Source organism: Buchnera aphidicola (Acyrthosiphon lactucae) (assembly GCF_005083565.1).
GTDB classification, from domain to species: domain Bacteria; phylum Pseudomonadota; class Gammaproteobacteria; order Enterobacterales; family Enterobacteriaceae; genus Buchnera; species Buchnera aphidicola_AH.
The window spans coordinates 298,749-321,624 of record NZ_CP034891.1 but is presented as its reverse complement, the minus strand read 5'-3'; the positions used below and the strand labels follow the sequence as shown (position 1 = coordinate 321,624).

19 protein-coding genes and 1 pseudogene are annotated in these 22,876 nt (G+C 23.8%); 12 read left to right on the top strand and 8 right to left on the bottom strand.

All coding sequences use genetic code 11. From position 1 onward, the window contains the following. Nucleotides 1-54: 54 nt before the first annotated feature. Nucleotides 55-976: pseudogene (gene bioB / locus D9V61_RS01480) on the top strand (biotin synthase BioB); the annotation flags it as partial. Between the two features lie 466 nt (nucleotides 977-1,442). Continuing rightward, complete coding sequence (gene bioD / locus D9V61_RS01475) at nucleotides 1,443-2,117, top strand: dethiobiotin synthase (protein ID WP_158339475.1); 675 nt, start codon at nucleotides 1,443-1,445, stop codon at nucleotides 2,115-2,117. Between the two features lie 76 nt (nucleotides 2,118-2,193). On the opposite strand, the gene glyA is transcribed toward bioD, so the two are convergent. The 4 genes from glyA to rlmN all read right to left on the bottom strand — a co-directional run bounded on the left by glyA (nucleotide 2,194) and on the right by rlmN (nucleotide 7,087). Next, on the bottom strand, nucleotides 2,194-3,447 hold the full coding sequence (gene glyA / locus D9V61_RS01470; RefSeq protein WP_158339474.1) for a serine hydroxymethyltransferase: 1,254 nt from the start codon (nucleotides 3,445-3,447) through the stop codon (nucleotides 2,194-2,196). Between the two features lie 74 nt (nucleotides 3,448-3,521). Further along, nucleotides 3,522-4,829 (bottom strand): histidine--tRNA ligase, encoded by a 1,308-nt coding sequence (gene hisS, locus D9V61_RS01465; RefSeq protein WP_410049990.1) that lies wholly within the window; start codon nucleotides 4,827-4,829, stop codon nucleotides 3,522-3,524. Nucleotides 4,830-4,841: 12 nt separating this feature from the next. Continuing rightward, on the bottom strand, nucleotides 4,842-5,957 hold the full coding sequence (gene ispG / locus D9V61_RS01460) for a flavodoxin-dependent (E)-4-hydroxy-3-methylbut-2-enyl-diphosphate synthase (RefSeq protein ID WP_158339472.1): 1,116 nt from the start codon (nucleotides 5,955-5,957) through the stop codon (nucleotides 4,842-4,844). A gap of 35 nt (nucleotides 5,958-5,992) precedes the next feature. Next, nucleotides 5,993-7,087, bottom strand: a complete 1,095-nt coding sequence (rlmN, locus tag D9V61_RS01455) for a 23S rRNA (adenine(2503)-C(2))-methyltransferase RlmN (protein ID WP_158339471.1) — start codon at nucleotides 7,085-7,087, stop codon at nucleotides 5,993-5,995. A gap of 238 nt (nucleotides 7,088-7,325) precedes the next feature. Between rlmN and D9V61_RS01450 the strand changes: the two genes are divergently transcribed. Then, nucleotides 7,326-8,123, top strand: a complete 798-nt coding sequence (locus D9V61_RS01450) for an inositol monophosphatase family protein (RefSeq protein WP_158339470.1) — start codon at nucleotides 7,326-7,328, stop codon at nucleotides 8,121-8,123. 29 nt (nucleotides 8,124-8,152) lie between these two features. On the opposite strand, the gene topA is transcribed toward D9V61_RS01450, so the two are convergent. From topA to D9V61_RS01430, 4 genes are all read right to left on the bottom strand, one after another. After that, nucleotides 8,153-10,735, bottom strand: coding sequence for a type I DNA topoisomerase (gene topA, locus D9V61_RS01445; protein WP_158339469.1), 2,583 nt, complete (start codon nucleotides 10,733-10,735; stop codon nucleotides 8,153-8,155). Nucleotides 10,736-10,836: 101 nt separating this feature from the next. After that, nucleotides 10,837-11,859, bottom strand: coding sequence for a protease SohB (sohB, locus tag D9V61_RS01440; protein ID WP_158339468.1), 1,023 nt, complete (start codon nucleotides 11,857-11,859; stop codon nucleotides 10,837-10,839). Nucleotides 11,860-11,928: 69 nt separating this feature from the next. Further along, the gene (locus D9V61_RS01435) at nucleotides 11,929-12,681 is read right to left on the bottom strand and encodes a pseudouridine synthase (RefSeq protein WP_158339467.1); all 753 of its coding nucleotides are present in this window, start codon (nucleotides 12,679-12,681) and stop codon (nucleotides 11,929-11,931) included. A 39-nt stretch (nucleotides 12,682-12,720) separates the two neighbouring features. After that, a complete protein-coding gene (locus tag D9V61_RS01430; RefSeq protein WP_158339466.1) occupies nucleotides 12,721-13,632 on the bottom strand; it encodes a DMT family transporter in 912 nt (303 codons plus the stop codon). 233 nt (nucleotides 13,633-13,865) lie between these two features. Between D9V61_RS01430 and trpD the strand changes: the two genes are divergently transcribed. The 9 genes from trpD (at nucleotide 13,866) to D9V61_RS01385 (ending at nucleotide 22,798) form a co-directional block, all read left to right on the top strand. Next, complete coding sequence (trpD, locus tag D9V61_RS01425; RefSeq protein WP_158339465.1) at nucleotides 13,866-14,894, top strand: anthranilate phosphoribosyltransferase; 1,029 nt, start codon at nucleotides 13,866-13,868, stop codon at nucleotides 14,892-14,894. Beyond that, a complete protein-coding gene (gene trpCF / locus D9V61_RS01420) occupies nucleotides 14,875-16,236 on the top strand; it encodes a bifunctional indole-3-glycerol-phosphate synthase TrpC/phosphoribosylanthranilate isomerase TrpF (protein WP_158339464.1) in 1,362 nt (453 codons plus the stop codon). Before trpD ends, trpCF begins: the two co-directional genes overlap by 20 nt. Nucleotides 16,237-16,277: 41 nt before the next feature. Further along, complete coding sequence (gene trpB / locus D9V61_RS01415) at nucleotides 16,278-17,489, top strand: tryptophan synthase subunit beta (protein ID WP_158339463.1); 1,212 nt, start codon at nucleotides 16,278-16,280, stop codon at nucleotides 17,487-17,489. Next, nucleotides 17,464-18,270, top strand: coding sequence for a tryptophan synthase subunit alpha (gene trpA / locus D9V61_RS01410; RefSeq protein WP_158339462.1), 807 nt, complete (start codon nucleotides 17,464-17,466; stop codon nucleotides 18,268-18,270). The genes trpB and trpA overlap by 26 nt, the downstream gene beginning before the upstream one ends. A 107-nt stretch (nucleotides 18,271-18,377) precedes the next feature. Further along, nucleotides 18,378-19,121 carry a YciC family protein gene (locus tag D9V61_RS01405; RefSeq protein WP_158339461.1) on the top strand — a complete coding sequence of 248 codons (744 nt, stop codon included), beginning with the start codon at nucleotides 18,378-18,380 and terminating at the stop codon, nucleotides 19,119-19,121. A 28-nt stretch (nucleotides 19,122-19,149) separates the two neighbouring features. Beyond that, on the top strand, nucleotides 19,150-19,683 hold the full coding sequence (locus D9V61_RS01400; RefSeq protein ID WP_158339460.1) for a septation protein A: 534 nt from the start codon (nucleotides 19,150-19,152) through the stop codon (nucleotides 19,681-19,683). A 34-nt stretch (nucleotides 19,684-19,717) separates the two neighbouring features. After that, entirely contained in the window at nucleotides 19,718-20,125 is a 408-nt protein-coding gene (yciA, locus tag D9V61_RS01395) for an acyl-CoA thioester hydrolase YciA (RefSeq protein WP_158339459.1), read from the top strand. A 448-nt stretch (nucleotides 20,126-20,573) separates the two neighbouring features. Beyond that, nucleotides 20,574-22,034: a cardiolipin synthase gene (gene cls, locus D9V61_RS01390; protein WP_158339458.1), complete on the top strand. Its 1,461-nt coding sequence runs from the start codon at nucleotides 20,574-20,576 to the stop codon at nucleotides 22,032-22,034. Nucleotides 22,035-22,390: 356 nt separating this feature from the next. After that, nucleotides 22,391-22,798, top strand: coding sequence for an H-NS family nucleoid-associated regulatory protein (locus tag D9V61_RS01385; protein WP_158339457.1), 408 nt, complete (start codon nucleotides 22,391-22,393; stop codon nucleotides 22,796-22,798). Nucleotides 22,799-22,876 lie beyond the last annotated feature (78 nt).

The following is a 22,876-nucleotide window of genomic DNA, read 5'->3' as shown; positions in this document are numbered from 1 at the left end:
ATTATTTATTATAAACGTTTATGAGAATAAAATCATAATTTTTTTGGAGATAATATGAAAAAGAAATGGACTATAGAAAAAACAAAAATGCTTTTTACAAAACCATTTTTTGACCTTATGTTTCAAGCCCAACAAGAACATAGAAAAAATTTCAATCCTAATAAAATACAAATAAGTACATTACTTTCAATAAAAACAGGATCTTGCCCAGAAGATTGTAAATATTGTCCACAAAGTTCTAGATATAAAACAGGTTTAAAAAGAGAACCGTTATTAGAAATAGAAAAAATTCTTAGTGCTGCAAAAAAAGCTAAATCTTCAGGTTCTAGTCGATTTTGTATGGGGGCTGCATGGAAAAACCCACACGAAAAAGATATGCCTTATTTAGAAAAAATTATTAAAGAAGTCAAAAAAATGGGTATGGAAACTTGTATGACTTTAGGTACTTTAAATAATTTACAAGCTAAAAAATTAGCAAATGCAGGTTTAGATTTTTATAATCATAATTTAGATACATCAAAAAAATTTTATAGTAATATTATTACTACTCGAACATATCAAGAACGATTAAATACACTACACACAGTACGTAATGCTGGAATGAAAATTTGTTCTGGAGGTATTATAGGTTTAGGAGAAAAAGTACAAGATCGTATCGAATTATTAATGGAATTATCTAATTTATCTATTCCACCAGAAAGTGTACCTATTAATATGTTAGTGAAAATTCCAGGTACACCAATGGAAAAGAATAAAAATGTAGAATCATTTGATTTTATTCGTGTAATTGCTGTAGCGCGTATTATGATGCCAAAATCTTATATTAGACTATCTGCGGGACGTCAAAAAATGAATGATCAAACTCAAGCGATGTGTTTTATGGCCGGGGCTAATTCTATTTTTTATGGATGTAAATTACTCACTGCAGATAATCCAGAAGAAAAACATGATTTAGCATTATTTAGAAAATTGAATTTATATCCCGAATATAAAAAAAAATCTATCTTAAAAGAAAATACAACTAATTCTATGATACAGTCAGTTAAAATAAATAAAGATCAATACTATAATGCAGCTATATTATAATATATAATATAAAAAAAACTATTTCTAAATACTTAATATTTTAAAAAATTTATAAATATTTTCTATTATAAAGATATTTTATTAAATTAAATTTTAATAAATCATCTTATATGAGAATAATTTCTTGCTAAATTTTAAAGTAACTCAATATCATAGTTATGTGTTACTTTATTAAATACGCATAACTACTAATATCGAGTTACTTATTTTAAAGATATATGAATATTCCTATAATTATTTATAAAATTTTTTAAAATTAAAAAAATAATATAAAAATATTTTCATTAATATTAATTTTTATATTAAAAAACATATCTTTCTTTAATTATAAATTAGCTATAAAAAAAGATTTTATTATGATTAAAAAATTTTTTATTACCGGAACAGATACAAATGTAGGAAAAACAATTGCAAGTAGTATTTTATTAAAAAAAGCTACTGCAGCTGGATACAAAACAGCAGGATATAAACCTGTATCTTCTGGATATCAAAACAAAAAATATAATTTATTAAATAATGATGCAATTATTCTTAAAAAAAGTAGTTCAATAATATTAAGTGATCAAGAAATAAATCCGATTGCATTTTTTGAAAATGCTCCTCCTCATATATTAAGTAGATTAAAAAAAAAGAATATTAAAAAAAAAGAATTATCTTTAGGTTTAAGAAAAATAATAAGTAAAAGTAATTGGATTTTAGTAGAAGGTGCTGGTGGATGGTACACACCATTATCTTATAAAGATACCTTTTCTAGTTGGGTTAAAAAAGAAAAATTAACTGTTATTATCATTGTTGCAATAAAATTAGGTTGTATTAATCATGCAATTTTAACAGAAAAGGCAATTATTTCGGAAAAAATAAAATGCGGTGGTTGGATTGCTAATAATATTTTTCCAAAAGATAAATACAATATATATTACATCCAAACTTTGTTAAATTATATCAAATCTCCATTTTTAGGTGAAATTCCATATTTAAATGATAAAAATAAAATCAATTTTAAAGAAATAAACATACAATTGCCTAAATAAAAAAATTTAAAATAAATTTTGAAAAAAATAATTTTTATAATTATTAACAAAGATGGATATATTGAATATATTTTAATTAAATATAAACAGGATATTTTAAGCAAATTTCTAATACCTTTTTTTTAACATTAATGATTTTGTCATTATTATTAATATCATTTAATATACTAGATACCCAGTCTGATACTTTAGAAACCTCATTTTCTTTAAATCCTCTTCTAGTCACAGCTGGTGTTCCAATACGTATTCCTGAAGTAATAAAAGGACTCTGTAAATCATTGGGTATAGTGTTTTTATTGATAGTTATATTTGCTTTACTTAAAGCAATATCAGCCTCTTTACCTGTAATTTTTTTATTAGTTAAATCAATTAAAAATAAATGATTGCATGTTTTTCCAGATATTATCTGATATCCATTATCTAAAAATTTTTGTACCATACATTTAGAATTTTTTACTATTTGTTTTTGATATTCTTTAAATTTTGGTTCTAAAGCTTCTTTAAATGCAATGGCTTTCGCAGCAATAACATGCATAAATGGACCTCCCTGTGCACCAGGAAAAACTGATAAATTTAATTTTTTATATAAAAATTCGTTGCCATTTTTAGCAAGAATAAGACCCCCTCGAGGTCCTGCTAATGTCTTATGAGTTGTACTTGTAACAACATGTGCATAATTTATTGGATTTGGATAAATTTTTGCTGCTATCAAACCAGCAATATGTGCTATATCAACAACAAAATAAGCATTTACTTCATCTGCAATTAAGCGCATTTTTTTCCAATCGCAAATACCAGAATATGCTGAAAAACCACCAATAATCATTTTTGGTTTATATCTTTTAGTTAAGTTAAATAGTTCTTCATAATTAATTTCGCCATTTTTATCTACTCCATATGGAATAAAATTGTATATTCTTCCTGAAAAATTAACAGAAGATCCATGAGTTAAGTGACCTCCATGTGATAATTTCATACCTAATACTGTATCACCAGGGTTTAATAGTGCTGTATAAACAGCAAAATTAGCTTGAGAACCAGAATGAGGTTGAACGTTGGCATAATCAGCATCAAATAATTTTTTTGCTCGATTAATTGCTAATTCTTCTATCATATCTATATATTTACAACCACCATAGTAACGTTTTCCAGGATAACCTTCTGCATATTTATTAGTTAATTGTGAACCTTGTGCATTCATTACATAATAACTAGCATAATTTTCTGATGCAATTAATTCTATATGATTTTCTTGTCTTTTTTTTTCTTTTTCTATTGCAAACCATATTTCTGGATCATATTTTGAAAAATCTATTTTATTATTTAACATGTTTTACCTAAATATTAAGTTTCATAAAAATATGAAACAGTTTAAAGATATTTTTTCATTAGAATATATTAAACTTATTTAAAAATTTTTTGAATTTTTATCATTAATTCATATTTTAAAAGATAATATTCTTTTTCTTTTTTTAGATCCTTAACTGAAAAAAATCCTTTTTTAATTTCATTATCACCTATTAATATCATAATATTTGCTGAAGAATTTATAGCATTTTTTATTTTTTTTTTAATATTTTGATTTGAAAAATTGATAAATATTTTTAATTTTGGGTATACATCTCTGATTTCTTCGGATAAATTTACAGCATAATATTTATTATGATCTCCTATAAAAATAATATAGATGTTAATTTCTTCTATTTTTTCTGAAAAAATATTTAGAGATTTCGTTAATAATACTAAACGTTCTATTCCTATTGCAAATCCTATAGCAGATGTTTTTTGACCTCCCATTTCTTGAACTAAAGAGTCATATCGACCTCCTGCACAAATAGTATTTTGTGATCCTAATTTATTACTTTTCCATTCAAAAACAGTACTATTATAATAATCTAATCCTCGTACTAAATTTGGATTAAAAATATATTTTATCCCGTGAGAATCCATCATACTGCATAAATTTTTAAAATGATTACTTGCAGAAATATCAATATATTCACTGAGTAAAGGAGCTTCTTTTAATATTTTTTGAATATCTTGATTTTTAGAATCTAAAATACGTAAAGGATTAGTATACAATCGTCTTTTACAATCTTCATCTAATAAATTTTCGTATTTTTTTAGGAAATAAACTAACGCTTTCTTATATTGGAAACGATCTTTTTTAGAACCAATTGAATTGATTTCTAATGTCACATATGAATTAATACCAATTCTTTTCCATAAACGATATGTTAAAATAATAATTTCTAAATCTATGTCTTCTTTATCTAATCCAAAAACTTCTGCACCTAATTGATAGAATTGACGATATCTTCCTTTTTGTGGTCTTTCATATCGAAACATCGGACCTAAATACCAAAATTTATTATTTTTCTTGTTGTGTAATAAACAATTTTGCAATATGGCTCGTACGCAACCTACAGTACCTTCTGGACGTAAAGTTAAACTATTACCTTTTCGATCTTTAAAAGAATACATTTCTTTTTCTACTACATCAGTAATATTACCAATTGCTCTTTTAAAAATTTCAGTTTTTTCCAATATAGGTAATCTTATTTCTAAATAACAATAACTAGTTAAAACTTCTTTTAATATAATTTCTATATGATTCCATATTTTTAATTCTTTTGGAAGATAATCATGCATTCCTCTAATAGATTTAATTTCTTTATTCACTATTTTCTCTTGTATAAAATATAAATTCATTAAAATATATAGTTAAATATTAGTTTTTTTCAAATTATTTAATTCATCTATCTTTTTTATTTTTTTTCGAATTTTAATTTCCATTTTTTCTATAATTTCTTCATTTTTTATTTTTTTTTGTTGTCGTATTCCATCTTCATAAAACGAACTTTTTTTATAATTTCCTGTTAAACCTAATGTTGCCGTTTTAGCTTCACCTATTCCATTAACAACACAACCAATAATAGATACATCTATAGAAGTCGAAATATCTTCTAATTTTTTTTCTAATTTATTTACTGTATTAATTACATCAAATTCTTGTCTTGAACAAGTAGGGCAAGCAATAAAATTAATTCCTCTTGATCTTAAGCATAAAACTTTTAAAATATCATAACCTACTTTTACTTCTTCAATAGGATTTGCAGCTAACGAAATTCGTATTGTGTCTCCAATACCCTCTAATAATAGTAAAGAAATACCTATAGAAGATTTAACTGTTCCATTTCTTAAAGCACCTGCTTCTGTTATTCCAATATGTAAAGGTTGTGTAATTTTTTTTCCTAACATTCGATAAGATTCAACTGCTAAGAAAACATCAGATGCTTTAACACTGACTTTAAATTGATTAAAATTTAAAGTGTCAAAATATTCAATATGTCTCATTGCAGATTCTACTAAAGCTTCTGGTATAGGAGTTTTGTATTTTTTAAGTATATCTTTTTCTAAAGATCCTGCATTTACACCAATACGAATTGGTATATTTTTATCTTTTGCACAAGAGATTATTTCTGATACTCTTTTTTTATTACCAATATTTCCAGGATTAATCCTTAAACAATCTGCTCCATATTTTATAGCTTTTAAAGCCAATCTATAATCAAAATGTATATCTGCAATTAACGGAATTGTTATTTTTTTTTTAATTTCTTTAAATGATTCAGCAGCTTTTAAAGTTGGTATAGAAATACGAACAATATCTGCTCCTACTTTTTGTAATTCTAAAATTTGATTAATAGTTTCTAAAGTATTTGTAGTTTGAGTATTAGTCATTGACTGAATTGAAATAGGTGCATTATTTCCGATGGGTACTTTACCAACGTAAATACGATCTGATTTTCTTCTATTAATAATTTTATATTTATTCATATTTTTTTATATATAATGATGGGATAATAATTAAATTATTTTGTAAGGTGATTTATTATATTACTAGTCAATTGTCCACATGCAGCATTAATATCTTGTCCCCTATTTTTTCTAATCATTACAGAAAATCCTTTTTTTCTTAAAATATTTGCAAAAATATTAATTCGATGAATATTACTACATAAAAAAGATGCACCTAAAAAAGAATTCCAAGGAATTAAATTAATTTTACTGGGTATTTTACTTAATAAAGTAGCTAATTGTTGAGCGTTTTCATTAGAATCATTAATTCCATCCAGCATAACGTATTCTATTGTTACTCCACCACGATTTGCATTTGAAAATTTTAAGTATTTTAATGCAGAATTTAAAATAGCAGAAATATTATATTTTCTGTTAATTGGCATAATTAGATTTCTAATAACATCATTCGGAGCATGTAAAGAAATTGCTAAAGAAATATCGATCATATTTCTTAATTTATCTAGTGCTGGAGCTATTCCTGAAGTTGATAAAGTAACACGACGTTTTGATAAACTAAAACCATACTTATCAAGAATTATTTTCAATGCAGAAACAACATTATTTAAGTTTAGCAAAGGCTCACCCATACCCATAAATACTATATTAGTAATACGATTTGTAATATTTTTTTCTTTTAATGTTTTATTTGCTTGCCAAATTTGAGCGACGATTTCAGAAACTTTTAAATTTCGTTGAAAACCTTCTTTTCCAGTAGCACAAAAATGACATTGTAAACAACATCCTATTTGTGAAGAAACACAAAGAGTAGAGCGTTTTTCTTCGGGTATATAAACTGTCTCAATTTTTTGATTATTAATAGAAGTGATCCACTTTATTGTACCATCATGAGAAATTTTTTCTTCTGTAAATTTAGGTGCGAAAATATAAGATTTTTTACATAGTTTATTTCTCGTTTTTATGCTAATATTAAACATTTTATTAAAATCATTGCAGTAATGAGTGTATATCCACTTCATAATTTGTTCTGTGCAAAAACTTTTTATTTCTCCTAAAGAAATAAGAAAATTTTTTAAATCTTGACGATTTAAATCTAATAAATTAATTTTAGATGTTGAAATATTCAATATATTAATATTTTTATTCATCTAAAAACCTACAATTAATTAGTATTAAATATTTTTTCATTCAAAAATTTACCTTAGAAGAAAATACTAAAATATATTATTATTTTATATATTAATTATAATAATATATTAATATGATAAATTCATTAATTTTAATACTATTTTTATATATTAAAAAATGTTTTTTCTCTTTAATAAATATTAAAAAGATTTAAATCATGATATTATTCTAATAAATTATGAAATTTAGGAGATTTCTATGCATCCAATGTTAAATATTGCTATTCGTGCAGTACGAAAAGGAGGAGATTTTATAATTCAAAATTATGATACACATAAATTTATTAAAGAAGATTTAGAAAAAAATAAGACATTTATAAAAAATATAATTTATAAAACAAACAGAATAATTAATCAAATTATTCATAAATCTTATCCCCACCATATTATTTTAAAAAAAAATGAAAATATTTTTTTAAAAAAAAATAATGAAAATACTATTTGGGTTATCAATGAACTAGATGGTAAGAATAATTTTATTAAATGTTTTCCATACTTTTGTATTTCTATTGCTATTATTATAAAAAGTCAAATCGAAATTTCTGTGATATACGATCCTATAAGAAATGATTTATTTACAGCTGTAAAAGGACAAGGTTCACAATTAAATGGATATCGAACTAGATGTAGTAAAGTTAATACTTTAAACTGTACTACAGTTGCAGTTAATCTACCTGAAAAAATTTATAATGAAACGTTTTCTTATTTTGAAATGTACAAAAAATTAATTTTTTGTGGAATATCTTTTAGATGTACTGGATCTACTGTACTTGATACTGCTTATGTTGCAGCTGGGAAAATAGATTGTTTATTTGATTTTAATTTAGAACCTAACAATTTTATAGCAGGCAAATTACAAGTTCGAGAAGCTGGTTGCTTAATTAGTAATTTTACAGGCGGACATGAACATAATAATTGTCATTCTGGAAATATAACTAGTAATCCAAAATTTATTAGATTAATTACAGAAAAAATACGTGCATTTTATTTGATATAACTAAATAAAAATTAAGTGTTTTATAAATATTACTTTTTTATCACACACCATTTTTTATTAGTAAAAATAGCTAACCAACCTGTAAATTTTCCTTTTTTTTTAGAAGTAATATAATGTGTTTTTTTATTTCGATTAAAACAAACAATGGTTTTATTTCCATTGTCATCTATTATAGGTCCACTAGATAAATAATGTATTTTTTCTGGTAATAAATGTTGAAATCGAGCTAATTCTTCTACAAATGGAGATCTAGTTTCACGTGATTTAGGAAAAGTATTGGCAGCAAAAAAAATACCAGCAATACCTTCTCGTAAAATAAACCATGCATCAGATTTTTTACATCGCAATTGTGGGAAGGAAATAGGTTCTAATTTTGGATCTGATATTTCACCATTAGGTAAAATTTTTCTTGTATTTTTACATTTTTTATTAATACATATAAAAAATTTACCAAACGGTCCTGTTTTCATTATCATTTTGGTATGACATTTTTCACATTGAATTATTTCAGATAAATAAACAGGATTTTTAAAAACCCCTTTTTCGAGTGTATAACCAATGCAACTAGGATTGTTAATACAAATATGCAATTTTAGTTTTTGATTAATAAAATAACTATCCATAGACATATTGCATTTTTTACATCGATTAATTGATTTTAAAGATATCTGTCTTGTATTATCTTCTTCTTTATTAAAATCATTTAATGAAATTAGATTTATAGTTTGTTTGCAACGGTTTTTAATTTCAGTATTATTATATCCTAAACAACTAAGAAAAACACCAGTTACAGCAGTTTTAATTCCCATTTTTTTACCACAAACTGAACAATTAATTGAGGTAGGAACAATATTATTTAATTCCATACCCCCTTCTTCTGGGCTTTTTTTAGCTTTTTCTAGTTGTTTAGAAAAATTTTTAAAAAAAGAATTAAGAAGATTTTTCCATTCAATTTTGTTTTCAGCAACTTTATCAAGCTTTTTTTCCATATGTGCAGTAAAGTTATAATCAATTAAATTACTAAAACTTTTTTTTAATCGAACAGTAAGAATTTCTCCCATTTTTTCTGCATAAAATTTATTTTTTTTAATTTTTACATATCCTCGATCTTGTATTTTTGATGTGATTACAGAATAAGTCGAAGGTCTTCCAATACTTTTTTTTTCTAATTCGCGTACTAAAGATCCTTCACTAAAACGTGGTTGCGGTTTAGTAAATTTTTGGCTAGGTATGACTTCATCTATGAATAATAGACTACCTATTTTAAGTATAGGAAATTCAGAAATAATATTTTTTTCTTCTATTAAAACTCTAGTCCACCCATCAAATAAAACTACTCTTTCATTTTTCTGCAATTTAAACATATCAGCTACTACTGTTATAGTAATAGATTTATATTTAACTGATTGCATTTGCGAAGCTATAAATTGATTCCAAATCAATTGGTATAATTTTTTAGCACTTGAACTTAAATGATCTGAATTTATTCTTTTTATTTCAATGTCTGATGGTCGAATGGCTTCATGAGCTTCTTGAGAATGTTTTTTATTAGAATATAAATTAGGTTCTTTAGGTAAATAATCACTACCATAATGACTTTTTATATATATTCTAGCCTTTTTAATAGAATGTTGACTTAAATAATTTGAATCAGTTCTCATATAAGTTATATAACCTTCTTCATATAATTTTTGTGCTAAAAACATTGTTTTTTTTACACTAAAACCTAAATGAAGACTCGCAGATTGTTGTAAAGTAGAAGTTATAAATGGAGCAGATGCTTTTTTATAAAATATTTTTTCTTCATAATTTTTAACAGTAAATAATGATTTTTTAATTTTTTCTATTGCAAAATACATCTGAGTTTTATTTATTGGACGAAATATTTTATTTTGATAATGTGTTACGTCCATATTAATTTTTTTTTGATCTTTAGAAAAAAGAGATATATTTAGTTTCCAATATTCTTCTGGAATAAAATTCTTTATAATATTTTCACGATCTACTATTATACGAACTGCTACAGATTGAACTCGTCCTGCAGATAAACCTCTTGAGATCTTTTTCCACAACAAAGGTGAAATCATATAACCTACAATTCGGTCCATAAAACGACGTGCTTGTTGTGCATGTACTCGATGCATATTTATATGACCTGGATTTTCAAAAGCTTGTTTTATTGAATGTTTAGTAATTTCATTAAATATTACACGACTAAATTTAGAAGCATCTCCTCCAATAACTTCTTTTAAATGCCAAGCTATAGCTTCTCCCTCTCTATCTAAATCTGTAGCAAGATATATATGGTCTACTTGATTTGCAATCATTTTTAATTCAGATATGATTTTTTCTTTACCAGGCACAATATGATATTCGGCTTTCCAGTTTTGATAAGGATCAATTCCCATTTTTTTGATTAAAATGGTCTTTTCATCAGTTTTTAAATTAAAATTCTCTTTAAGACATTTTTTATTTTCTTTATTTTGTGATTTACTTTTTATTAAATCGCGCACATGTCCTATACTAGATTTAACGATGTATTCACAACCTAAATATTGATTTATAGTTTTAGCTTTAGCTGGAGATTCAACTATAACAAGAGATTTTTGCATTTTTTTTATCCAATACATCACTATGTAGTTATATTAATTGAGATTTTAAAAAAATTATTAAGTAAGATTAATTATTTTAAAAATTTCTTATTTTATTAAAACTATAAATAATTTTTATAAAAAAATATTTTAAGTAAATTTTTTCTGATATTATCTGCTATAGAAGTAGTAAAACGTTCTAATATTTTTTTATTATAAATATATTGAATACTTAACAAAGTAAAATCTTCCATTTTAGACATTAAAATATCATCACTTGTACTAATTTGATCTACTAATTTTTTTTCTAAAGCAACTGTCCCAAACCAATGTTCTCCATTTGATACGCTCTCAATATCTAATGATGGTCTCATTTCTTTGATAAAATTTTTAAAAAGTTGATGTGTTGTATTTAATTCTTCACAAAATTTATTACGTGTTGATTCAGTATTTTTTCCAAACATTGTTAAGGTTCGTTTATGATCTCCTGCAGTATGAAGTTCAATATCTATACTACATTTTTTCAATAGTTTATTAAAATTGGGTATTTGGCCTACCACTCCGATGGAACCTATTATTGCAAATGGTGCTGAAACAATGTAATCTGCAACACATGCCATCATGTACCCTCCACTTGCTGCAATTTTATCAATAGATACAATTAAACGTATTCCTTTCTGACGTAATCTATTTAACTGAGAAGCGGCTAATCCGTATCCATGAATTACACCTCCAGAGCTTTCTAAACGTAACAAAACTTCATCATTTTTGTTTGCTACCGAAAGAATAGCAGATATCTCTTCTCGTAATCCAATTACTTTATTTGCATATACATCTCCTTTAAAATCTAAAATATATAATATTTTCTTTTTATTTTTATTATCTAATATTTTTTTTTTATTTTTTTTATTTTTTAATTTTTCTTTTTCAAACCATATTTTTTTTTCAAAATTTTGCATTGTAGATAATAAAATTTTAGTTTTTATATTTTCATAATTTTCTTTAAGTAAAGTAACTTTTATTTTACTTTGAGTATTTTTTTTTCTTTTTATTATCGTATAAAATAAAATTAATGCTAAAATACTAATTATAATAAAAGTAATAATTTTTGCTAAGAATAATTCATAACTAACAAGTAAATTCACGCGATAAACCTTTTAAAAAAAGTATAGATATAATGTATTTATCAAATAAGTTAAATAAGGAAAATTTTTTTAGTGTTCTTTAAAAGAAACTGAATTACATAAATCATTTACTAATGTAGAATTTAATTCAGTCCAATGTCCTAATTTTAAATTTTTAGGTAAAATAATATTTCCATATCGTATTCTAATTAATCGACTAACTTGACATTTAACTATTTTCCACATATTTCTGATTTCACGATTTTTCCCTTCACATAAAACACCTTTAAACCATTTATTTTTTTTTGAATATTTATTATTAATAGGTTTTATACTTTTAAATGAAGCATAACTATCTTTAATTTTAACTCCATTTTTTAAAATATTCATTTTATTTTTATTAATTTCTCCAAAAACTCGAATATAGTATTCTCTTTCTATTTTATTTCTAGGATGCATCAGTGCATTAGCTAAATTTCCATTGTTTGTAAATAATAATAACCCCCTAGTATTAAGATCTAATCTTCCAATGCTAATCCATCGATTAATATTCAAAAATGGTAATTTATCAAATACAGTAGGACGTTTTTTATAATCATTTTTAGTACAAATCTCCCCTTCTGGTTTATTATAAATCATTACCTTTGTTTTGAATTGTGTTTTTTTTATGGATATTATTTCTCCTTTTATTATAATTTCTCCAGGATTTTTATTATCTAAACGTTGACCAATTACTGCTTTTTTCCCATTAACAAATATTTTTCCAAACTTAATCATTTCTTCAATGTTCCGACGTGAACCATATCCAAAATGAGATAATATTTTTTGTATTTTTTCACTCATTTATAAGACCTTATATAATTTATAACAATGAAATAAAAACTATAATTTTTCATTATTTAATTTTTTATTTTTTTCGAGATATTCAACTGGAATAAGAGTTAATAATATTCCTATGATTAATGGAAAAATAAACCACATTTGACATAATAAAATTTTATTTTTATAAAAATAATTTTCTAAAAATCCAGCAATAATTGGAAAAATTAAAAAAACAGTAGAAGCATAAAATGCACTTACTTTTTTTTGCAAATAAAAATAAGATAGAATACCAAAAATTCCAGAAAAATCTCCAAGATAAAATATGGCTAAAATAGATCTATTAGAAAAAGTATAAATATCAGGACTTTCTATAAACCAAGAGATTGTAGATAACAATATTCCAGATAATAATGATGGTAAAGCATTAAAAGTGATAACAGATACATTACAACATTTTTTCTGACATTCTGCATAAATAAAAGCATGACTGAATAAAGCAAAGAGTAAAGCTAATATTCCCTTCCATTGAAAGAAACATTGTGATTCTAATTCTACCAGTAAAACAGTTAATAATGTAATTAAAGAAATTAACATTCCTATTTTTTGAGTTAAAAACAATCTTTTTTTTAAGTATAAAAACGATACTATTAATACGGCTACAGGCATATTAGAAAATATAATAGAAGCAATCGAAGAACTAACGTAAATACCTCCATATAGCATTAATGTAAATGGTATAGAAAAATAAAAAATTGAAATAAAAAATTGAAACCATCTTTGTCCATATGGAAATAAAAGAGGAGTTTTTGTATAATATGCGAGAACAATTAATAAAGGAGATGCAACTAAAAAACGTATTCCAGTAGCAAAAAATGGAGGAATTGTTTCTATTGCAACTTTCATTGCAATCCACGTAGTTCCCCAAGTAACAGATACTAAAGAAAATAATATTATTATTATTATTTTATTCATTTAAAAACACTCCAAAAATAAAAATATGCCTATTATTTTAAAAAATAATATATTTCATGCTTTTGTTCTTTTATTGTAAAAATTTATTAAAAAAAATTTATAAAATAAAGTTTTTTAAATTTAAATTGAATTATTTACATCAATAGATTATTGTGGAAATTTAAAAAAATATAAACATTAATATATTTTATATATCAATAAATATTTATTTTAAAAAATTTTAAAGGTAATAAATGCAAAATATTTTAAAAAAAATTTATAATTCAAAAGTTTTAAGTCAAGAAGAAAGTTATAAGTTATTTAAATTAATTTCTTCTGGAAATATAACAGATATACAACTATCGTCTATATTGACAGCCATGCGAATACGAGGTGAATCAATAGAAGAAACAACAGGGGCAATATATGCGTTTTTAGAAAACATGAAATATTTTCCTAAACCAAATTATATTTTTTCTGATATCGTAGGCACAGGTGGAGACGCTAAAAATACTATTAATATCTCTACTACGAGTGCATTTGTTGCTGCAACATGTGGTTTTAAAATTGTTAAACATTGTAATAAAAAAATTTCTAGTAAATCAGGTTCTTCTGATCTTTTAGAAAGATTTAATATAAATTTAAATGCATCTCCGGAAAAATCTCGAGAAACTTTAGATAAATTAAATATTTGTTTTTTATTCGCACCAAAATATCACGATGGTTTTAAATATTCTAATAATGTTCGTAAAAATTTAAAAACTAAAACGATTTTTAATTTATTAGGTCCTTTTCTTAATCCTGCAATACCTCCTATTATTGTTATTGGTGTGTATAATAAAAAATTAATAAATCCTACAATAAAAATTTTAAAAACTCTAAAATACCAAAGAGGAATAGTGTTACATAGTGATAAAACTGATGAAGTTACTTTATCTGGAACAACATATGTTTCTGAATTATTAAATAAAAAAATTATATCATATCAATTACAACCAGAAAGTTTTGGTTTAAAAATTCATTCTAAAAAAATATTAACAATAAATTCTTTAGAGGAAAATTATCGTATTATCAGTCAAATCATTCAAGGTAAAGGTGATAGATTACATGAAGAACTGATAGCAGTAAATGTAGCAATGTTATTAAAGGTTTTTGGATACGAAAATTTAAAAGAAAATACCGAGTTAGCATTAAATAAAATCAGAAGCGGAGATGTTTATAAACATATTAGAAATGTTTCCGACATGCTAAAAGAAGATAATTATGCAAGAAACAATACTTAAAAAAATTATACAAGATAAACATGATTGGGTTTCTTGGAAAAAAGAAAAAAAACCATTAATTAATTTCAAAAATAAAATTAATAAAAAAACACGTAATTTTTATAATTCTTTAAAAGAAAAAAAACCGTGTTTTATATTAGAATATAAAAAAACATCACCTTCTTTAGGGATCATTAGAAATAATTTTGATTTAGTTGAAATTTCTAATGTTTATAGAAAATATGCTTCTTGTGTATCAGTTCTTACAGATGAAAAATATTTTCATGGAAATTTAAAATTCATAAAAATAGTACGTAAATATGTCACTCAACCTATTTTATGTAAAGATTTTTTTATTGATCCGTATCAAGTATATTTAGCTAGATACTACGATGCAGACGCAATTTTATTAATGTTATCTGTTTTAGACGATATAATGTATCAAGAGTTATCTAGAATAGCAAAAAAATTAAACATGAGCATATTAACTGAAGTGAATAATAAAGAAGAATTAAAACGTGCTATTCAATTAAATGCTGATATTATTGGTATTAATAATCGTAATTTACATGATTTATCAATTGATTTAAATCGTACTCGTATTTTATCTAATTTAATCAAAAAAGATATTATTATAATAAGTGAGTCAGGTATAACTAAATATCGTCAAATTAAAGAACTTAGTAAATTTGTTAACGGATTTTTAATTGGTTCTCATTTAATGTCTCAAAATGATTTAGAAAAAAGTGTACGTTCTATAATGTTTGGTCACAATAAAATTTGCGGATTAACTCGTAGTATTGATATAAAAGTTTCTGAAAAATATGGAGCAATTTATGGTGGACTTATTTTTATAAAAAATTCTCTTCGTTATATTACTAAAAAAGTTGCAAAAAATATTATTATAAATGGTAAATTAAGATTTATAGGAGTATTTCAAAACGAAAATATAAATATTATTACTAAAATTTCTGAAGAACTTTCTCTTTATGCAGTTCAATTACACGGTAATGAAAACAATCAATATATTGATGAATTAAGGAAGATACTACCTAAAAAAATTAAAATTTGGAAAGCTTTTTCTATTCAATCAAAATTTCCAAATCGTAATTTGGAAAACGTAAATAGATATGTTTTTGACTCTAGTTTTGGAGGAAGTAACACATCTTTTGATTGGTCTATTTTATATAATCATGTTCTGGATAACGTTATTTTAGCTGGAGGAATCAATGTAGATAATTGTATTCTAGCTTCTAAATTAAATTGTTCAGGATTAGATTTGAATTCTGGTATAGAAATATCTCCTGGTATTAAAGATCATAAAAAAATAAAATTAATTTTTCAACGATTAAGATATTATTAAATTATTTTTTTTTTATTTAATAAACTATAGGAAATTATTACATGACTTTACTAAATCCTTATTTTGGTGAATTTGGTGGTATGTACGTTCCGCAAATATTAATGCCAGCTCTATTTGAATTAGAAAAAAATTTTATTGCTGCACAAAAAGATCCTAATTTTAAAAAACAATTTGATAATTTATTAAAAAATTATGCTGGTAGACCTACTCCATTAACTTTTTGTAGTAATTTAACTAGGGGTACAAAAACGCGTATTTATCTTAAAAGAGAAGATTTATTACATGGTGGAGCACATAAAACTAATCAAGTTTTAGGACAAGCCATGTTAGCTATTAGAATGAAAAAAAGGGAAATTATTGCTGAAACAGGTGCTGGTCAGCATGGTGTAGCAGCAGCAATTGCTTGCGCATTATTAAATTTAAAATGTAGAATTTATATGGGAATTAAAGATATTAAAAGACAAAATGCTAATGTATTTCGAATGAAATTAATGGGTGCAGAAGTGATATCAGTAAAAAATGGTTCTGGTACATTAAAAGATGCTTGTAATGAAGCTTTACGTGATTGGTCTAGCAGTTATAAAACATCTCATTATATGATTGGTACTGCAGCTGGACCACATCCTTATCCTACTATTGTTCGTGAATTTCAAAAAATGATTGGAATAGAAGCAAAAAAACAAATTTTAGAACAAGAAAAAAGACTTCCAGATGCAATTATTGCATGTATTGGAGGAGGTTCTAATGCTATTGGTATTTTTTCGGATTTCATTCATGATAAAGTCAATTTAATTGGAGTAGAGCCGGGCGGTTACGGTATACATACTGAAAAACATGGAGCACCATTAACACAAGGTAGAACTGGTATTTATTTCGGAATGAAATCTCATTTAATGCAAAATAAGGAAGGTCAAATTCAAGAATCTTGGTCAATCTCAGCAGGATTAGATTTTCCATCAGTTGGTCCAGAGCATGCCTGGCTAAATGATATTCATCGTGCTCAATATGTTTCTATTACTGATACAGAAGCAATAAACGCATTTCAAATTCTTTGTAAAAAAGAAGGTATTATCCCTGCTTTAGAATCTTCTCATGCATTAGCATACGCATTGAAATTAATGAATATGTATCCTACTAAAAAACAAACTTTAATTGTTAATCTTTCTGGTCGTGGTGATAAAGATATCTCTATAATAAATGATGTTTTAAAAAAAAAGGAAAAAGATTATGAATCGATATCAAGAAATATTTAAACGATTATCGTTGTTAAAAGAAGGATGTTTTATACCTTTTGTAGTTTTAGGAGATCCGTCCTTAAAAATATCAATAAAAATTATTGAAGCTTTGATTCAAAACGGAGCAGATGCTTTAGAAGTTGGGATTCCATTTTCAGATCCATTAGCTGATGGACCAATTATTCAAAAAGCAAATTTACGTGCTTTATCTCAAAAAAATACTTTTTTAGATTATTTTCAAATATTAGAAAAAATACGTAAAAAATATAAAAGACTACCTATTGGTCTTTTGATATATGCTAATCTTATATATAATCAAGGTATTGATAATTTTTATTTGCAATGTTTTAATTCTGGTTTAGATTCTGTACTTATAGCAGATGTTCCTATTGAAGAATCAAAAGTTTTTTATAAAACTGCAAATAAATACAAAATTAATTCTATTTTTATTTGTCCTCCGGATGCAGATGATGACTTTTTAAATAAAATTTCTTTATATGCACAGGGATTTATTTATGTATTGTCTCGTTCTGGAGTCACAGGGATTAAAAATAAAACCTTATCATTACCTAAAAAATTTATAAAAAAAATAAAAAAATATAATAGTCTTCCCTTATTACAAGGTTTTGGAATTTCAAGTTCTAAACAAGTTAAACAAGCAATATTATCAGGTTTATCTGGTGTAATATGTGGTTCTGCTATTATAAATATAATTGAAAAATATTTACATGAAGAAGAAAAAATGATTGAAAAAATAAAAGAATTTACTAGTGCATTAAAACTTTCTACTAAATTATAATAATATACTTTATTAAAATATATAATTTATATATATAAAAAATATTCTTATCTTAAATAATATGTATAATCTTCGCATTATATAAAGTATTTATAAGGAATATGCATATGTCAATTACGGTAAGTAAATTATGTCATGATACTCGTTATTTTTTTTATAAACAAATAGGAATTATTTTTTTTATATCTATATTTGTTGCTTTAATTAATATACTAATAGATATGTTTATTGAACCGGATATACATATTGTCTCTATAATAGAAAATAATAAATTTATTAATACTGGTTCATTATTAGAATTAATTGGTAATATGAATTTAGAAGAAAAAAATGAATTATTGAAATATTCTATTGTTAAAATTATAGAATCATTAATGAGCAAAACATTATTGTTAGGAAGTACTATAATTTTAATTTCTTTTTTATCTGAAAATAGAAACAAATCAATTGTATCAGCAATATATTCTTTTTTGTCATTTTTACCAAATTTATTTATATTAAATTTTTTAATTACTTTTATTACTCAAATAGGTTTTATGTTTTTAATTATTCCAGGAATATTATTATCAATAACACTATCATTATCACCTATTATTTTTTCTTTTAAAAAACACGGATTAATAGATTCAATGCGTTTGAGTATGTATATTTCTTGGAAATATATAAAAATAATAGGACCAGGTATTTTATTTTGGATATGTAGTAAATTTATTTTAACAATATTAGTATCTCATATTAATTTTTTTAATAAAAATATTTTGTTTTTAATATTTAATATCAGTATAAATATATTATTTTCTATTTTGATTATATACTTATTTCGATTTTACATGATTTTGTCACGTTCCTAAAAATTCAAAGATTATCTAGGTTTATATTATGAAACAAATTTTAAATATATTACCAATGCTCATTTTCTTCATATTTTATAAGTTTTATGATATTTTTGTAGCTTCTGGTTCTTTAATTGTTACATCAGGGTTAGTATGTATACTTCATTGGATGTTTTATAATGAAATAGATAAAATTAGTTTATTTAGTTTTTTTGTAGTTTCTTTTTTTGGTTTTCTTACAATATTTTTTCATAATAGTCAATTTATTAAATGGAAAATAACAATTATTTATATATTTTTTTCTATAATTTTATTAATTAGTCAGTTTTCGACAAAAAAACCAATGATACAAAGATTTTTAGAAAAAGAAATAAAAATATCTAATATTTATTGGCGTAAAATAAATTTTTTTTGGTCTTTATTTTTTTTATTTTGCGGTATTTTAAATATTTATATAGCTTCTTATTTTTCAGAAACAACATGGGTGAATTTTAAAGTTTTTGGTTTTACATCCTTAACATTTTTTTTAATTTTAGTCACTAGTATTTATATAAATCGTAAAATATCGAAAGACAAATAATTTTTTACAACATAATAGAGTGAAAATTTTAATAATGTCAGAAGAAAATAAATTACCTAAGGGAATATTAGTATTAAAAACACTTTCAATGCCTGCAGATACCAACGCTAATGGTGATATTTTTGGCGGTTGGATTATGTCTCAAATGGATATGGGTGGAGCAATATTAGCAAAAGAAATAGCAGGTGGAAAAGTAGCTACTGTACGAGTTAATAGTATTAATTTTTTAAAATCTATATCAGTTGGTGATATTGTTAGTTGCTATGCAAAATGTATTAAAATTGGTAAGAGTTCTATTAAAATTAATATAGAAATATGGATTAAAAAAATTTATTCTAAACCATTAGGAAAATATTATTGTGCTGCAGAAGCAGCATTCGTTTATGTAGCTATTGATAAAACAGGAAAATCACGTGAATTATTACCTATGAGTATTATTTAAGTAAAACTCTACGAAAATAAAAATAATTATTTTTTAAAATATATTAATTAAATTTTATATACTAATTATTAATAAAATTAAAAATATATTTATATTTATTTTAATATCTTATATTTTCACTTTTAAAATTTAAAGCAATATATACTTCTAAAATTTTTTAATTTTTATCAAAAAATTTTTAAGGTATTACGTTCATATTTGATAAAATTAATTATATTTTTATTTGATTTAAAATTACTTTTTTCTAAGGTGTTAAATAAAATATTTTTATATTATTTTTTATTAATTTTAATAGTAAAATTAATTTTTAAAAATAATAAAAAATAAATTTTGGATTTTAATTAATTATTCTAATACTTAAATATCACACATACTTTATTTTCGAAAATAGAAAAATATTTAATTAAATATAAAATTTTTGAAATATCATAAATAGGACCTTCAATGGATGGATATTTTCTATATTTTAATCCAATGTCTAGTTTTTTTAATATACTGGTTATTAATTGCTAATATTACTTTTCGAGTTTTGATTAAACGCCGCAATATACCCTCTTCTATGTCTTGGCTGTTGACAGTTTATATTATTCCATTCATTGGAATTTCTTTTTGGTTTTTTTTTGGGGAATTGTATTTGGGAAGAAGACAAAAAAAAATAGCAAATAGAATATGGTCTATTTCTAATACATGGCTTAATGAATTAAAATCTTGTAAACATATTTTTCAAATAAAAAATAGTGAAGTAGCTACTTCTATATTTCAATTATGTAAACATAGACAAGGTATATATGGGATAAAAAGCAACAAACTTAAACTTTTAACTAATACTAAAAAAATTATGCAAATGTTAATACGTGATATTTATTTAGCACGAAAAAATATTGAAATGGTATTTTACATTTGGAAACCAGGTGGGATAGCAGATGATGTTGCAATAGCTCTTATTGATTCTGCAAAACGCGGAATACATTGTAGATTGATGCTTGATTCAGCAGGAAGTATTGAATTTTTTCAAAGTCCTTGGGTTAAAATAATGAGAAAATCTGGTATTCAAGTAGTAGAATCTTTAAAAGTTAGTTTATTACGAGTTTTTTTAAGACGTATTGATGTTAGACAACACAGAAAAATTGTATTAATTGATAATTATATTGCATATTCAGGTAGCATGAATCTTGCTGATCCTTATTTATTTAAAAAATCTTCTGGAATTGGTCAATGGATTGATTTAATGACAAGAATAGAAGGACCTGTAGCTACAACAATCGGGATAATTTATTCTTGTGATTGGGAAATTGAAACAGGTTTAAAAATTTTACCTCAATTACCAAATGAAAAAATTTTAGATAATCAGTATAATAAAAATTCTAGTATTCAAGTTATTGCATCTGGACCAGGTTTTCCTGAAAATATGATTCATCAAGCATTATTAACTGCTATTTATTCAGCTAAAAATGAATTAATCATAACTACTCCCTATTTAGTCCCTAGTGAAGATTTACTGCAAGCTATTTGTACTGCTGCTCAAAGAGGAGTCGAAGTTAGTATTATTATACCTTTGTCTCATGACTCGATTTTAGTAAAATGGGCAAGCAGAGTATTTTTTAGTGAATTATTAGAAGCCGGCGTAAAAATTTATCAATTTAAAAAAGGACTTTTACATAGTAAAAGCATATTAGTAGATCAGCAATTAAGTTTAATTGGAACTGTAAATTTAGACATGAGAAGTCTTTGGTTAAATTTTGAAATAACTTTGGTTATTGACGATAGTGATTTTGGACAGAATTTATTTTATATTCAAAATAAATATATTTCTGATTCTCAATTAATAGATAAAAAAGTTTGGTCTATGCGTTCATATTGGACGAGAATATTAGAAAAAATATTTTACTTTTTAAGTCCATTATTATAATAGTAATATTTAATTAAAGTTTTTTAAATAGATTATTAATTTTATAAATTTAATCTTAAACTTTCAATATATATTTATATTTAATAGAATCCTTTTGTTGTACCTATAATAAAACCATGTTATATATTTATATAAAAACTTTAAGTATTGTATATTTTTTATACATTATAAATGTAAAAATATAAAAATTTTCTTATCAAAAAAACTATGTATATTTTTATGAATTTTAAAATACATAAAATTTTTATATTTTTAATAAATGAGTTTTTTTATTCAAATTATTGATTTCTCATTTTTAATATTGATTGTTAAGTAAAAATATTTTTATCTTTAACTAATATGATGAGAACATACTAATGAACGAAATACTAAAAATTCTAAATAATATTCGTACGCTTCGTGTGCATTCACGAGAATGTTCTTTAGAAATTCTAGAAGAAATATTAGAAAAATTAAAAATTGTCGTTAATGAAAGAAAAGAAGAAGAAAAAAAAATTCAAAAAGAAATAGAACAGAGGATAATCAAATTAAAAAAATACAGAGAAATGTTGATTGCTGATGGTATAAGTCCTAATGAGTTACTAACAAAAAACAATTCTATTAAATCGTTAGAAAAACGCAAAAGACCTAAAAGACCAGCAAAATATAAATATATTAACAAAAACGGAGATTTTAAAACATGGACTGGTCAGGGACGAACTCCATCAGTAATTAAAAATGCTATTTTAAAAAATAAAAAAATATTAAAAGATTTTTTATTATAATTTTTATCCAGGGGTTCATCAAAAAAACCCCTACTATTTAAATAGTAAAGTATTTTTTTAACAAAAAATTAATTTATA

Excerpts from the sequence above, each read along its gene's own strand:
- bioD (WP_158339475.1), top strand. The coding sequence starts at position 1,443 with ATGATTAAAAAATTTTTTATTACCGGAACAGATACAAATGTAGGAAAA.
- glyA (WP_158339474.1), bottom strand. The coding sequence starts at position 3,447 with ATGTTAAATAATAAAATAGATTTTTCAAAATATGATCCAGAAATATGG.
- hisS (WP_410049990.1), bottom strand. The coding sequence starts at position 4,829 with ATGAATTTATATTTTATACAAGAGAAAATAGTGAATAAAGAAATTAAA.
- ispG (WP_158339472.1), bottom strand. The coding sequence starts at position 5,957 with ATGAATAAATATAAAATTATTAATAGAAGAAAATCAGATCGTATTTAC.
- rlmN (WP_158339471.1), bottom strand. The coding sequence starts at position 7,087 with ATGAATAAAAATATTAATATATTGAATATTTCAACATCTAAAATTAAT.
- D9V61_RS01450 (WP_158339470.1), top strand. The coding sequence starts at position 7,326 with ATGCATCCAATGTTAAATATTGCTATTCGTGCAGTACGAAAAGGAGGA.
- topA (WP_158339469.1), bottom strand. The coding sequence starts at position 10,735 with ATGCAAAAATCTCTTGTTATAGTTGAATCTCCAGCTAAAGCTAAAACT.
- D9V61_RS01435 (WP_158339467.1), bottom strand. The coding sequence starts at position 12,681 with ATGAGTGAAAAAATACAAAAAATATTATCTCATTTTGGATATGGTTCA.
- D9V61_RS01430 (WP_158339466.1), bottom strand. The coding sequence starts at position 13,632 with ATGAATAAAATAATAATAATAATATTATTTTCTTTAGTATCTGTTACT.
- trpD (WP_158339465.1), top strand. The coding sequence starts at position 13,866 with ATGCAAAATATTTTAAAAAAAATTTATAATTCAAAAGTTTTAAGTCAA.
- trpCF (WP_158339464.1), top strand. The coding sequence starts at position 14,875 with ATGCAAGAAACAATACTTAAAAAAATTATACAAGATAAACATGATTGG.
- trpB (WP_158339463.1), top strand. The coding sequence starts at position 16,278 with ATGACTTTACTAAATCCTTATTTTGGTGAATTTGGTGGTATGTACGTT.
- trpA (WP_158339462.1), top strand. The coding sequence starts at position 17,464 with ATGAATCGATATCAAGAAATATTTAAACGATTATCGTTGTTAAAAGAA.
- D9V61_RS01405 (WP_158339461.1), top strand. The coding sequence starts at position 18,378 with ATGTCAATTACGGTAAGTAAATTATGTCATGATACTCGTTATTTTTTT.
- D9V61_RS01400 (WP_158339460.1), top strand. The coding sequence starts at position 19,150 with ATGAAACAAATTTTAAATATATTACCAATGCTCATTTTCTTCATATTT.
- yciA (WP_158339459.1), top strand. The coding sequence starts at position 19,718 with ATGTCAGAAGAAAATAAATTACCTAAGGGAATATTAGTATTAAAAACA.
- cls (WP_158339458.1), top strand. The coding sequence starts at position 20,574 with ATGGATATTTTCTATATTTTAATCCAATGTCTAGTTTTTTTAATATAC.
- D9V61_RS01385 (WP_158339457.1), top strand. The coding sequence starts at position 22,391 with ATGAACGAAATACTAAAAATTCTAAATAATATTCGTACGCTTCGTGTG.